This window comes from Sporosarcina sp. BP05 (genome assembly GCF_014282005.1).
Taxonomy (GTDB): domain Bacteria; phylum Bacillota; class Bacilli; order Bacillales_A; family Planococcaceae; genus Sporosarcina.
The window spans coordinates 1-13,579 of sequence record NZ_JACFTD010000033.1 but is presented as its reverse complement, the minus strand read 5'-3'; the positions used below and the strand labels follow the sequence as shown (position 1 = coordinate 13,579).

The 13,579-nt window shown below is 44.2% G+C and carries 11 protein-coding genes; 6 read left to right on the top strand and 5 right to left on the bottom strand.

Annotated features, from left to right (window positions below; translation table 11 throughout):
- Positions 1 to 156: 156 nt before the first annotated feature.
- Complete coding sequence (locus H2672_RS18440) at positions 157 to 1,263, top strand: amidohydrolase (RefSeq protein WP_186673799.1); 1,107 nt, start codon at positions 157 to 159, stop codon at positions 1,261 to 1,263.
- A 149-nt stretch (positions 1,264 to 1,412) separates the two neighbouring features.
- Here H2672_RS18440 and H2672_RS18435 read toward each other — a convergent pair whose 3' ends face one another.
- The 3 genes from H2672_RS18435 to H2672_RS18425 form a co-directional block, all read right to left on the bottom strand.
- Entirely contained in the window at positions 1,413 to 3,185 is a 1,773-nt protein-coding gene (locus H2672_RS18435; RefSeq protein ID WP_304626135.1) for a BclA C-terminal domain-containing protein, read from the bottom strand.
- A 238-nt stretch (positions 3,186 to 3,423) separates the two neighbouring features.
- The gene (locus H2672_RS18430; RefSeq protein WP_186673798.1) at positions 3,424 to 3,645 is read right to left on the bottom strand and encodes a hypothetical protein; all 222 of its coding nucleotides are present in this window, start codon (positions 3,643 to 3,645) and stop codon (positions 3,424 to 3,426) included.
- Positions 3,614 to 3,754, bottom strand: a complete 141-nt coding sequence (locus H2672_RS18425; protein ID WP_186673797.1) for a hypothetical protein — start codon at positions 3,752 to 3,754, stop codon at positions 3,614 to 3,616. Before H2672_RS18425 ends, H2672_RS18430 begins: the two co-directional genes overlap by 32 nt.
- A 288-nt stretch (positions 3,755 to 4,042) precedes the next feature.
- Between H2672_RS18425 and H2672_RS18420 the strand changes: the two genes are divergently transcribed.
- Positions 4,043 to 5,044 (top strand): TAXI family TRAP transporter solute-binding subunit, encoded by a 1,002-nt coding sequence (locus H2672_RS18420; RefSeq protein ID WP_370569708.1) that lies wholly within the window; start codon positions 4,043 to 4,045, stop codon positions 5,042 to 5,044.
- Between the two features lie 38 nt (positions 5,045 to 5,082).
- Positions 5,083 to 7,038 carry a TRAP transporter permease gene (locus tag H2672_RS18415; protein ID WP_186673795.1) on the top strand — a complete coding sequence of 652 codons (1,956 nt, stop codon included), beginning with the start codon at positions 5,083 to 5,085 and terminating at the stop codon, positions 7,036 to 7,038.
- A gap of 56 nt (positions 7,039 to 7,094) precedes the next feature.
- Here H2672_RS18415 and H2672_RS18410 read toward each other — a convergent pair whose 3' ends face one another.
- Together H2672_RS18410 and H2672_RS18405 are read right to left on the bottom strand one after the other, a co-directional pair.
- Positions 7,095 to 7,694, bottom strand: a complete 600-nt coding sequence (locus H2672_RS18410; protein ID WP_186673794.1) for a hypothetical protein — start codon at positions 7,692 to 7,694, stop codon at positions 7,095 to 7,097.
- A gap of 171 nt (positions 7,695 to 7,865) precedes the next feature.
- On the bottom strand, positions 7,866 to 9,452 hold the full coding sequence (locus H2672_RS18405; RefSeq protein WP_186673793.1) for a SulP family inorganic anion transporter: 1,587 nt from the start codon (positions 9,450 to 9,452) through the stop codon (positions 7,866 to 7,868).
- 217 nt (positions 9,453 to 9,669) lie between these two features.
- Between H2672_RS18405 and H2672_RS18400 the strand changes: the two genes are divergently transcribed.
- From H2672_RS18400 to H2672_RS18390, 3 genes are all read left to right on the top strand, one after another.
- Complete coding sequence (locus tag H2672_RS18400) at positions 9,670 to 10,407, top strand: SDR family NAD(P)-dependent oxidoreductase (protein ID WP_186673792.1); 738 nt, start codon at positions 9,670 to 9,672, stop codon at positions 10,405 to 10,407.
- A gap of 320 nt (positions 10,408 to 10,727) precedes the next feature.
- Positions 10,728 to 11,690: a BMP family lipoprotein gene (locus tag H2672_RS18395; RefSeq protein ID WP_186673790.1), complete on the top strand. Its 963-nt coding sequence runs from the start codon at positions 10,728 to 10,730 to the stop codon at positions 11,688 to 11,690.
- A gap of 16 nt (positions 11,691 to 11,706) precedes the next feature.
- Positions 11,707 to 13,356 carry a methyl-accepting chemotaxis protein gene (locus tag H2672_RS18390; RefSeq protein ID WP_186673789.1) on the top strand — a complete coding sequence of 550 codons (1,650 nt, stop codon included), beginning with the start codon at positions 11,707 to 11,709 and terminating at the stop codon, positions 13,354 to 13,356.
- Positions 13,357 to 13,579 lie beyond the last annotated feature (223 nt).

The window sequence follows — 13,579 nt, the reverse complement described above, 5'->3', positions numbered from 1 at the left end:
ATTGGTTTTGAGGGGGGCAACGGAATATAATAGCTTGCGAACCAATCATAACTATCACTACTATAACTTTATATTTCCCGGAAAATAGGTTATTCTGAAAGATGTGAAGTGTTTAATAATATAACGATGAACTGCAGAATGATTGGAGTGTTTTATTTGGTAGTCAAAGAGAAAATTGGGAAATGGTTCGAACATTTTCATACCTATCCAGAAGTGAGCTGGAAAGAAGTAGAGACAACTGCGAAATTGGCAGAAATTTTAACGGAAATGAATGTATACCACCATAAATTTGACGATGTGACTGGGGTAATCGCAGAAATAGGTGAAGGCGACCGAGTTATCGCGGTACGCGCCGACATTGATGCATTGTGGCAGGAAGTCGGCGGCGTCTATAAGGCGAATCATTCTTGTGGGCATGATGCGAATATATCAATGGTGTTAGGCGCGCTGAGTTATTTACAACAGGAGGCACTGGGCAGCCGGATCCGATTTATTTTCCAACCAGCAGAAGAAAAAGGCAATGGTGCAAACTCGATGATTGAGCGAGGAGCGGTCGACGGCGTTTCCTATTTGTTTGGTGTGCATTTGCGCCCACAGGAAGAAATTCCATTTGGAAAAGTGACACCAGCAATTCATCACGGGGCGGCGGTGTTCCTTGAGGGGAAAATCATTGGTGACGATGCGCATGGTGCACGTCCTCAGCAAGGAAACAATGCACTCGATCCGTTATTTGCGATTGCACAGTTTGTGAAAACAATCCATTTTTCACCTTACGAAGCGTACTCAGCAAAACTGACAAAAGTGCAGGCGGGCGGAGATAGTCTCAATATTATTCCTGGAACTGCGTCGTTTGCAATCGATGCCAGAGCACAATCGAATGTGGTATTGGGGGAGCTGAAGGAACGTATTTCCAAAGGGATTCAAGCAATTGGACAGATGCACGGTGTGGAAATTGAATTGGCATGGAGTGATTATACGCCGGCTGCAGAAGTATCCGAAGAAGCGACAATTATTGCCCGGGAAGCTATTTTGGCAACGGTCGGGGAAGAAGGATACGCACCCGACGTCATTACATCAGGCAGTGATGATTTCCATTTCTACACGATTCATAATCCGAATTTAAAAGCCGCTATGATTGGCATCGGGGCAGATCTTGGTCCAGGGCTCCATCATCCCGACATGACGTTTAACAAGGAAGCGCTTGATATCGGAGCGCGTGTTTTGGCGGAAACATTGAAAAAAGCATCGTTTTTGAATAAATAAATAAAAAATAGAGATCGTCTTTCCATTGCTACAATTGCAATGGAAAGACGATCTCTTTTATTTTTGTTGCCTATTAAATTAGAATTGTAAGCTAAAAAAATGCTTTACAATTACCCTTTGAAATTGCAAGGATCCGCTATTTTTCAAAACTAATTTAATTTTATTATGACAATAGAGGCGTTGACGTTTATTTGTGTGCCTCCTGCCAAAGTCTGAAGGGTAACTGCAGCCGAAGAAGAATGATTTCTGAGTGTTAGAAAATCACCTGCTGCTACAGTCATAATAGACTGATTGTTGTTCTGCTGAGTGCCTGCTCCTGAACCATAAATTGTCCCTAGAACCATTGCACCATTTAATAATAGTGCGAATTGGCTGGGTTCTACACCCGACACGGAAAAAGTAACCTGGTAGTCTCCCGGAGTTGTAAATAAAACTTGTGAGGTTCCAGGGGCATGCGTAATTCCAGGTGTAATTATTCCATTTGTATCAAATGTAACATCAGCTTCTATAGCTACCACCTGAGCACCTGTGTTGTAAATATACCCGTATTGGGATAATCCACTGGCTGGACCCGTAGCGCCCGTAGCACCAGTAGCGCCAGCAGGACCGACATCACCAGTTGCACCCGTAGCACCAGCAGGTCCGATATCACCCGTAGCACCAGTAGCCCCAGCAGGCCCAATATCACCCGTAGCGCCAGTAGCGCCAGCAGGACCGACATCACCAGTAGCACCCGTAGCGCCAGTAGGACCGACATCACCCGTAGCACCCGTGGCGCCAGCAGGACCGACATCACCAGTAGCACCAGTAGCACCCGTAGCGCCAGTAGGACCGACATCACCAGTTGCACCAGTAGCGCCAGCAGGCCCGATATCACCCGTAGCTCCAGTAGCACCTATATCTCCAGTAGCTCCAGTAGCCCCAGCAGGACCGACATCACCCGTAGCGCCAGTTGCCCCAGCAGGCCCAATATCACCCGTAGCTCCAGTAGCACCTATATCTCCAGTAGCTCCAGTAGCCCCAGCAGGACCGATATCTCCAGTTGCACCAGTAGCCCCAGTAGGACCGATATCACCCGTAGCTCCAGTAGCACCGACATCACCAGTAGCACCCGTAGCGCCAGCAGGCCCGACATCACCAGTAGCACCCGTAGCGCCAGCAGGACCAACGTCACCAGTAGCACCCGTAGCGCCAGCAGGCCCGACATCACCAGTAGCACCCGTAGCGCCAGCAGGCCCGACATCACCAGTAGCACCCGTAGCACCAGCAGGACCAACGTCACCAGTAGCACCCGTAGCGCCAGCAGGACCAACGTCACCAGTAGCACCCGTAGCGCCAGCAGGACCGACATCACCAGTAGCACCCGTAGCGCCAGTAGGACCGATATCACCCATAGCACCAGTAGCGCCAGCAGGACCGACATCACCAGTAGCACCCGTAGCGCCAGCAGGACCGACATCACCAGTAGCACCCGTAGCGCCAGCAGGACCAACATCTCCAGTAGCACCAGTAGCCCCAGCAGGCCCAATATCACCCGTAGCTCCAGTAGCCCCAGCAGGACCGATATCTCCAGTTGCACCAGTAGCCCCAGCAGGCCCAATATCACCCGTAGCGCCAGTAGCACCTATATCTCCAGTAGCCCCAGCAGGCCCGATATCACCAGTAGCACCAGTAGGCCCAATATCACCCGTAGCGCCAGTAGCCCCAGTAGCGCCAGTAGCCCCAGTAGCCCCAGTAACCCCAGTAGCACCTATAGCGCCAGTAGCACCCATAATGCCAGTAGCGCCAGTAACTCCAGTGGCACCGGTAGACCCTGTAGCCCCTCTCTCTCCTTTGCAGCATCTTCTGCATGGTTTTTGGCAAGGGCAACAGTCGTTCATACATTTATTACATCTATAATTATTATCATCGTAAAATTTCATATTTTCACCTCCATTCTTTACCATCCTATTCGAGCAATGGATAGACGGACGGGCATTTAACTACGTGTCTTAACTAATTGTTTAATAAATATGTAATGTAAATCCAGAAATATCACCAGTATTTATTCAGAGGAAAAGACCTGAAGAGAAAATCCCAAAGTGCTCGCCGTTTAGAATGAAAAAAAGAGCTATAAACCATAATGGTTTTAGCTCTTTTTCATGTTTTCTATTATTGTTTTCATTTGCCCCTCAAAATATCTCCAAACAGAAAATAGTCTTTATTGTAGCGAATATTCCCTATTTTCCCTTCTTCCGGACAAGTTGCGAGTCCCGTTATCTCTGCTTTCATTTTGTCGCCACCGTCTTTTTGATACGTGACATGAACGGTAAAGTCATAATCCCGTGGTCTACCATCGACTGGTTCCACGTCAATTTTTATCGACCGTGATTTGATAGCCATTTGTGTCTGCTGCTATATGAAATTCGAGGGCATAAGCGTAAACGTAACTTTCATACACAAAATCAGTGAAATATGGTAAGTACGACTTCTCAAGAGATTCAAGTTTCATAATGATCCCCCATTTTTTTACTAGTCAATCAACTTCAAGCCGAAAGCTGAATGTGGAACTACTACTTATTCGTATTTGAATTGAGGAAGTTTCAGTAAGTAGAAATACTGGTTTATTTATGTTAATGGTTACAAAAACACCGCTGACCTATATATATGACTGGATGATAACATGAATATTTCAAACAGCTGCTACGTAAAATGAACTTACCAGTCTACTGATCTACCTATTTATTTGGAAAGCGTTCACACAGGACGTTATCTAGAAATTAAACAAGGGGGTTATAAAGTGAGGAAGGAAAAAGTACAAGTATTATTTTTCCTGGTGATAGGAATAGTACTAGTCTTATCTGCATGCGGCGGAGGGAAAAAAAACATCGCGATTGGACCAGCGGCGAGTGAAACGAATAATGTCGCGAAGTTGATTCTTGCGGGATATGGAATTGGGGACGGTGATTACAAAGCATACCAAGAAGGATTCGGGGACGCTGCGGACGGAGTTCAAGATGGAAATATCGATGTGTCAATTGGGATTCTTGGACTTCCGGCTGCAAGTATCGAAAGCCTCCAAGCATCCGCGGGTGATGTGAAAATGCTTGGGCTGTCGGATAAAGCGATTGAACATATTGAAAAGAATTCAGGTTATCGACGACTTACAATCCCAAAAGAAACGTATGATTTTCTTACGGAAGATATCGAAACCGTGACTGCATACGCGATTCTAGTGGGTAGCACGGATACAATCGACGAGGAGCTAGGGTACGAGATTGCGAAAAGTATGATTGAAAACGCAAGCGAAAATACACATGCTCAAGCGAAACAAATGACCCTGGAAAATGCATTGCGCGGAGCAGAGGGCCTATTAATCCATCCAGGGGCGAAAAGATATTACGAAGAACAAGGGCTAACCGTTGATAATGAAGTTGCAGAACTCACTGCCGTTGCGAAGAAGCGGAAGAAAGAATTTATTCTTGGAACAGGGAGCCAGGGTGGCACGTATTATCCTCTTGGTGGAGAAATGGCTAACTTATGGAACAAATATATCGATGGCATGCATGTAACGAATACGGAAACGGGCGCTTCTGTGGAGAATTTATCCACAATCCGTGATGGACATATGGATCTAGGTATGTCTGTACACGTTCCGGCCTTGCAAGCGTTGAATGGGGAAGCCGAATTTGAAGGGCACGAAGTTAAAAATGCAGCATTTATCGGCCATATTTATCCTGAAGTTATTCAGATTGTCACACGGGAAAAGACCAAGATTAAAAGTCTTGAGGATTTAAAATAAATTATGAAACCTCGTGACTAATAGGAGGGGGGCGCCAATTGAAAAAACTACAGCATAATGACGCACAAGAAATCCTAGAGAAGTACGATAAAGAAAATCAGTTTCGCACTAAAATTGGAAAATGGGCATGGGTCGTAACATTTCTTGGCGTTGCACTTACGGTTTTTCATCTATACACGGGCTATTTTGGTACGCTCCCCTCACAAAAACAAGGGGCGGTACATCTTGGTACTGCTTTAGGGATAATCTATCTCCTTTATCCTGCAAAAAAGGAATGGAGAAATACGCATAAAAAGGTTCCTTGGTATGACGTCACCTTAGCATTTACGGCGATGTATGTGACCTATCATAAAATCTTTTTCTTCGATTCGATTTTGCAAAGTCGGGTATCAGGTTACAGCACAATCGATATCATTATTTCTATCCTTGGAATCGCTTTGGTTCTTGAGGCGACAAGGAGGACAGTTGGTTTGCCGATTGTCATTGTCGCAAGTGTGGCCATTATCTACACGCTTGTAGGGAAATATATTCCGACACAGATTCTATCGCATCCCGGATTTTCAATGGACCGGATTACGACAAATCTTTGGTACCGGGAAAGTGGTATCTTTGGGACGCCCATACAGATTTCAGCGAAGTTCATTTATCTATTCCTATTTTTCGGTGTTATTCTTGTTCATACACCAATCGGGAAGTTTTTCAATGACATCGCCTTCGCTTTAACTGGACGGTTTACGGGCGGAACTGCCAAGGCGGCTGTTGTGGCGAGTGCATTGCAAGGGACAGTTTCGGGCAGTTCAGTTGGAAATACAGTCGCCTCGGGATCATTCACGATTCCGATGATGAAAAAAGCCGGCTTCACGCCAGAATTTGCGGGTGCTACGGAAGCAGCGGCCTCTACTGGTGGACAGATTATGCCGCCTATGATGGGGGCAGCGGCGTTTATTATGATGGAATACCTTGGTGTTTCTTACGCGACCATCATGTTGGCGGCAGTCGTTCCAGCGATCCTTTATTTCACGGGTATATTCATAGGAACGCATTTCGAAGCGAAGAAATTAAAGATTATTGGATTGCCTAAATCCGAATTACCTCACTTCAAGGATTTACTAATTAGAGACGGTTATATGCTGATTCCTCTTATCGTAATTATCGGGACCATTATGTCAGGCTTCACGCCACAACGGGCAGCACTCTTTGGTATTCTATCTGCCTATCTTGTTTCGCTTGTCCGAAAGGAATCTAGGATGAATGTACGGCAAATCGTTAATATCCTTGAACAGGGAGCACGGGTTGCCTTGCCAGTTATCGCGGCGGTGGCGACTGCGGGAATTATAGCTGGAGTCGTCAGTATTACAGGACTCGGTGCGAAATTTGCTTCCGGCATTATCGCGTTATCAAGTGGCCACCTGATACTTGCCCTTTTCTTCACGATGATTGCCTGCATCATTCTTGGAATGGGGCTTCCAACGACGGCAAACTATGTTGTGACAGCAACGATTGCGGCGCCCGCATTGATTAATGATTTCATGGTCGCTCCGCTTGCTGCTCACATGTTTGTGTTCTACTTTGGTATTGTTGCCGATATCACGCCACCTGTCTGCTTGGCCGCCTATGCAGGGGCGGGTATAGCAAAAGCTAATCCGTTTAAAACAGGGGTTACTGCTGTGAAATTAGCGATTGCAGCATTCATCATTCCCTATGTATTCATATATAATCCGATGCTGGTGCTTGTAGATGTAGTTGTGTGGAAACTGATTATAGGAGTTCTAGCCGCCGTGATCGGAATGATTGGCATTAGTAGTGCAGTCATTGGCTTTTTCATCCGCAACTCGAGAATTTGGGAGCGGCTTGTATTGTTAGGTGCTGGGCTAATGTTAATAATTCCTGAATTTTTATCTAGTGGAACTGGACTCGTGTTGATTGGCGTCATTTGGTATATTCAGAGGAAAAGACCTGAAGAAGAGGGGAGTACAAAAGTGCCCGCCGTTTAGAATATAGTAGAAAAGAGCTATGAACCGGAAAATGGTTTTAGCTCTTTTTACGTTTTTCATTTGCCCCTTAACATTTCTACAAACAGAAAATAGTCTTTATTGTAGCGAATATTCCCTATTTTCCCTTCTTCCGGACAAGTTGCTAGACCAGTAATTTCAGTTTTCGTTTTGTCGCCACCGTCTTTTTGATACGTGACATGAACGGTAAAGTCATAATCCCGGGGTCTACCCTCGACAGGTTCCACATCAATCTCGTCGACGGCGATTTGATAACCGTTGTTGTCAGCCGGTGAGTGTAAAGTTAGGAAGAGAACCTTGCCGCTATATCCAAAATCAGTGAAATAAGGCATGAATTTATCCTCCAGGTAGATGTTGATTTCATTATCTTTTTCTGGAGCTGAAACCAGACCGTTTTGATCTACAATTGTCATGTTACTTGGGTCGTTCTTCATTCGAATATATTCTTTATCGGGTGCATTAAATTCATGTTCAAGAACAGTTTGGATCGCAACGATGTTTTTATCCTCTGGTTCGGTTTGTGAACAGCCTGTAACCAATAAACCAAGAAGCAAAACAAACAGAATGGTTTCTACTTTCCGACGGGCGCTCTTTTTAATAAGGAATGAAGAATGTTCAATAACAGATTTAAGATTCATACTGATCCCTCCCTTTTAACTCGTCATTCAACATCAAGCTGAATTTGAAACTACTACTACTTATACGTCTTTGTATCGAGTAAGTTTCGTTAATTGGAAATACTGGTTTAATTATGTTAAATGGCTAAACAAAAAACATCGCTGAATGCGATGTTTTTAATCCTTGGATAGTTACATGAAAAAGTTAACCTCGCCAATTCGGTCATACAATCCACTTTTTTTGAACACTGACAATTTCTCTTTCGGTAAACGTTTGATAATGATCTGAACACCTGCTTTATCTGCATCGTCAAGAAGTGCGTAAAGTGCTGCTTCACCTGTCGCATCGATAACGGATAGGTGCTCCAAATCAAGAATGATTTTTTTAGCGCCTGTTAGAAAAATTGCTGGATATTTATCTTCGAATACTTTTGCGGTACCAAAGAAAATAGGGCCATCCACGGTATATTTTGCTAATGAAGATGTATCGTCCTCACTGAATTTAATGATTTCAACATCGGAAAGTGTCGCTTCCTTTATATTGAGTTTACCACTCATTTTACGTAAGAATGACAATGCAGCGAGCAAAATCCCTACCTGAACGGCAATCGTTAAGTCGATGAAAATCGTCAAAAGGAACGTTGTCAATAAGACGATTGAGTCGCCCGACCGGATCATTAAAATATGTGTGAATGATTTGCGCGCACTCATATTCCAGGCGACATACATAAGAATCGGTGCCATCGCGGCCAGTGGAATATAAGATGCATACGGCGCGAAAAGGAGTAAAAAGGCAAGAACGAAAACACTTTGTACGACTCCGGATAGGGGACTGACTGCTCCAGACCGGATATTGGTAGCTGTACGGGCAATTGCTCCTGTTGCAGGAATACCGCCGAATAGTGGCGTAATCATATTGGCGATCCCTTGACCGAATAACTCGCGTCTCGAATCATGTTTTTGTCCGCTCTTCATACCATCCGCAACAACGGCCGATAACAGTGATTCAATTGCACCGAGTGCGGCAATAATAAGGGCGGGTTGCCATAGGTTGACCAATTTCGACAGCGTAATCTGAGGGAAGCGGAAGCTGGGTAGCGTATTTGGAATTCCACCGAAGGCTGTCCCAATCGTTTCAACTTTCCCTGGGAATAGAAAAATTGAAATGAGAGTCGGAATGAGTAGTGCAATAAGTAGTAACGGAATCCGGGGTGCTATTTTGGGTAATATGAATAATACGATGAGCCCGATTAAGGCGGTGACTGTGCTGAAGATATTTATCGTATGAAACTGATTGAAAAGATTAATCATGTTTTCATGGAAAAACTCTCTTTTTTCTAAACCGCTAATTCCGAAGAAATTACCTAGTTGGCCTGTGAAGATGATGACTGCAATCCCCGTAGTAAAGCCTATTGTTACGGATCTTGGAACGAAATGGATTAGATTACTTACACCGAGAAAACTCATAATAACCAGGAAAATACCTGCTAGAAATCCGGCAATCAGCAAATCTTCATAGCCATATTGAAGAACAATTGCGAGCAATATGGGGATGAATGCACCCGTAGGCCCAGCGATTTGGAAACGAGATCCACCTAATAATGCAACGATAAACCCAGCGATAATCGTTGTGTAAAGTCCATATTCGGGTTTGACACCTGAAGCAATTGCAAAAGCCATCCCCAGCGGAATCGCTACAATCCCAACAGTGATTCCCGCAATCAAATCCTTGCGGAATCCGGCTCCATTGTAATCAAGATAACGGTTATCCTTGAACATTCGATTCACTTCTTTCAGGGTTTTCCTACAAAGAATTCCTCTTTCTAGTGTATTCCTAAAACGCATTAGTAACAAGGGGTTAAGATTCATACAGCTGTATTTAATGAGTAGAATGATGTACAGAATTCAACATAATTACCAAAGCAAATAGATTGCAAGTGGATCAAAAAAGGATTATTGTTTAGACGTTAAAGTATATTGAATTGGAGTGGTCATAATGGGTAGATTACAAGATAAAGTTGCATTCGTAACAGGTGGCGCATCAGGTATGGGCGAAATGATGGTCAAGATGTTTACAGCTGAAGGTGCTACTGTAATTGCAGCAGACATTAATGAAACAGCACTTGAAGAAAAGTGGGGCAGCTATGAAAATGTGATGACGGTTAAACTGAATGTCACTTCTGATGAAGAGTGGAAAGAAGCTGCTGAAAAAGTGGTGGCTAAGCTTGGAAAGATTGATATCTTAATTAACAACGCTGGTATTTCTACGGAAAAAGGGATGAATGAAATTACAATTGAAGACTGGCGCAGACTGTCGGATATCAATAGTTTTGGACCATTCCTCGGTATGAAACATGTACTTCCGTATATGAAAGAAGCAGCTAAAGGTTCAATCGTCAATATCTCTTCATATACAGCACTTATCGGAATGGGCTTGAACCCTTATTCTGCATCAAAAGGAGCGGTTCGTGCGATTTCACGAGCGGCTGCAGCGGACTTTGGACAATATGGTGTACGTGTCAATACCGTATTCCCAGGAATCATCGAAACACCGATGACGAAGGGTCTAGAATCTTCACAAGACGTAGTTACGGCGCTTGTGAAAATGACACCACTTGCTCGTCTTGGAAAGCCTGAAGACGTTGCGAATGCGGTTCTTTTCTTGGCATCAGACGAAGCTGCATACATTACAGGTGCGGAACTTGTTATTGATGGCGGATACTCAGCAAGATAATGTCTCTAATGAAGTGTATGTATAAGCAGTAGGGTATATATATGAACTAAAACAGGCGTCATGGATTTACTCCATGACGTCTTTTTTTTTCGTTGTAGTAGGAAGTTATAAAATGCTTGGCCTATGGATAAACGTCGGAAGATGATATTCCGCGTTTTGGCAAGGACATATGATTGGTCACGGCCCGTTAATTTGTTCGTTTAAGTAGTCTGAAAAAACGCAGTTGTAAGACATCGGACAACGTAAGTTTTTTTGTCAACAAATCAAAATTATATCCGATGTAATATAAGGGAAAAGGTAAATGAAAGTGAGTGATAGAGATGAAATTAAAACTATTGATTGTTCTTACAACAGCTTTACTCTTACTTGTAGGCTGCGGGCTTGAAGAAAAAGATCCGCTTGAAGGAAAAGTAAAAGTGGGTGTCATGCTGTCGGAAAATGGTCTTGGAGATCAGTCGTTTTCGGATTTGGCATTCGCGGGCTTGACAAAGGCGCGGGATGAAGAGGATATTGTTGTCGAATACTTGGAACTTGCGGAAACAGGTACATACGAAAAAGGATTCAGAGAACTTGTAGAAAGCGGTAATGACTTAGTATTTGCGCTAGGATTTACTGGTCAGCAGGAGCTGGAAAAAGTGGCCCTGGACTTTCCGGACCAAAAGTTCGTTCTCGTTGATGCCGTTTCGGAAGCCGCGAATATTACGTCGATTACCTTTAAGGAAGACGAGGGAAGTATGCTTGCTGGAATTGTAGCCGCGACTGTTTCAAAATCACAGGTAATCGGTTTTATCGGTGGTATGGAGGTCCCAGTCATTCAACGATTTGAGAAAGGGTTCATCCAAGGGGCAAAGTTGGTTAACCCTGCTATCGTTATTCTCAATGAATATGCCGATAACTTTGATAACGATGGCTTGGGGGCAGAGATTGCTTCGAAGATGATTGATGACAAGGCGGATGTTCTTTACGCTGCTGCCGGATTCACAGGAGTGGGCATGCTGAAAGAAGCTGAAAAAAGGGGCATCTATGCAATCGGTGTAGATAGTGATCAATACTTTTATGCAGAACAAGCCGTCATTACATCTATGATGAAAAATATTGATAGTGCGTTGTTCGATATCATTCATACCTATAAAGAGTCTAGAGCAATTCAATCCGGCCATAACGAACTGGGCCTAGCTGAAAACGGAGTAGGTCTTGCGCCATTTAGAGGGCTAGAACTGACGGACGCTGAAAAAGGTAAGTTAGACGCGCTCATCGAACAAGCCGCGTTGGAAATGGAATGATGGGGGGAAAGCTGAAATGACAATAAAGAGAAAAATAGTGATCAATTCACTTTTCGTGCTTGGCCTATCAATTCTGATGATCGCAGTTATTATTGTCAGAATGCTAGCCATTCAAAATACGAGTAGTGATTACCTGAATGTGCTGTTAGCTGTTCATGACGTGAATGCTGAAACGAAAGCGTCGATGCAAAGTTTGAACACACTTGCTTATAACATGACGGACGGCAATAAAGACAATGTTCGTCAACAACTGGAGACCACTGCTGAAAAGTTCTCCGTTGCGGAAAGCCTTGTTAAAGAGAAGGAACCACGGGCAATTCTTTTGAAGGCGCAAGAGAAATTTCATTTATTAAAAGAAGAAGCGCTGGCAGCTATTGAGGAAAATACCTCCGCGGAAATCAATCGGCAATCGCTTCGCAACGTGGGGATAGTCAATGATATTTATATGGTAGATCTCTATACCTCCGCTCATTATGACTATTTACAAGACGCACTCGCCGCTAAAATTAAAGGCATCATTACATTCGCAATTATTGGCAGCGTATTTGTCATCATGGGGACAATGGTAATCATTATCCGACTTGCGAACGTCATTACAAATCCACTTAAAAAGTTGGCGATGAACGCCGAAGAAATCGCATCTGGAAATCTGGTCGTAGAACCGATTCAGTATGATAAAAATGATGAACTTGGCCATTTGAATCGTTCATTTACATCCATGACCAATCAGTTGCGGACGCTATTGCAATCGATTGATGGGGCAAGCCGGAAAGTAGATGACTACACAAAAGAGCTTGAAGTGGAAAATCGTTATCTAACCGAAGCGAGCAACCAAGTGACACTCTCGACGGAAGAGCTTGCAATGGGTACCCAAAGCATCTCTGAGGACTTGCAAAATTCCGTGGAGCTCATAGAACGGATGAATGAGGAATTCGAATTTAATGTCGGCCGGGCAAGAAATTCTGCTGATTCTGCTGCTATGGCAAACGAGGCAATTGTGGAAGGGCGTCGCGCCATCAATGAACAGCGTGAACTTATTGATAGCAATAACGTAGCATCGGAATCGATTAAAGAAGCGACTGAGCAATTTACGCACTATGCGATACGAATTGAAGATATGGCCAAGGCAGTTTCCAACATTGCTTCGCAGACGAACTTACTTGCGTTGAATGCTGCCATAGAAGCCGCGCGTGCTGGAGAAGCGGGGAAAGGATTTGCAGTGGTTGCCTCGGAAGTTAGGAAACTAGCAGATGAATCAACAACCGCGACTTCACAGATTTTCGATATGGTTAACCTGATCAAAGGCGGGCTTGGCTCAATTTCACAATCAGTCGGAAAAGGTGTTGAAATTGCCGAAGCACAAGACGGCAATGTAACCCGTACGCTGAATTCATTTGCCAACATCGAAGATAAAATGGCGGATATTACGGAAGCGTTGACAGAGCTCGTTACAGGTGTGAATAATTCGAAGCAGTTTAATGTTACGGTGCTTGAGAATACCGAAAACATTAGTGCCGTAGTGGAACAAACGGCGGCAGGCAGTGAGGAGATTTCCGCTTCAGCAGAAGAGCAATTAGAGTCTATAGGGAAAGTAGTGGACAAGGTGACAGCCCTTCGCGAACTGACCGATGATTTGAACGCAACGATATCAAGATTTCAATTATAAAGTGAAAGACCGCTTCGCCATTAGTTGGCGAAGCGGTCTTTTGTTTATTCTTAGGAAATTATAAAGTTCTTGGCCTGTGGATTACCTATGAAAGGCGATATTCCGCATCCAGACTCCAACGCCTAGAGGCTCGGTCATAAGCTGGTCTAGCTATGCGGTTAAGTGCGCCGCATAGCCAGCCCTTCTTATGCCTGCCGCCCCTAAACAGGCGTTTCCGCTTTTG

Coding starts and splice junctions, on each gene's coding strand:
- H2672_RS18430 (WP_186673798.1), bottom strand. CDS start 3,645: ATGGCTATCAAATCACGGTCGATAAAAATTGACGTGGAACCAGTCGAT.
- H2672_RS18395 (WP_186673790.1), top strand. CDS start 10,728: ATGAAATTAAAACTATTGATTGTTCTTACAACAGCTTTACTCTTACTT.
- H2672_RS18410 (WP_186673794.1), bottom strand. CDS start 7,694: ATGAATCTTAAATCTGTTATTGAACATTCTTCATTCCTTATTAAAAAG.
- H2672_RS18390 (WP_186673789.1), top strand. CDS start 11,707: ATGACAATAAAGAGAAAAATAGTGATCAATTCACTTTTCGTGCTTGGC.
- H2672_RS18400 (WP_186673792.1), top strand. CDS start 9,670: ATGGGTAGATTACAAGATAAAGTTGCATTCGTAACAGGTGGCGCATCA.
- H2672_RS18405 (WP_186673793.1), bottom strand. CDS start 9,452: ATGTTCAAGGATAACCGTTATCTTGATTACAATGGAGCCGGATTCCGC.
- H2672_RS18435 (WP_304626135.1), bottom strand. CDS start 3,185: ATGAAATTTTACGATGATAATAATTATAGATGTAATAAATGTATGAAC.
- H2672_RS18425 (WP_186673797.1), bottom strand. CDS start 3,754: ATGAAACTTGAATCTCTTGAGAAGTCGTACTTACCATATTTCACTGAT.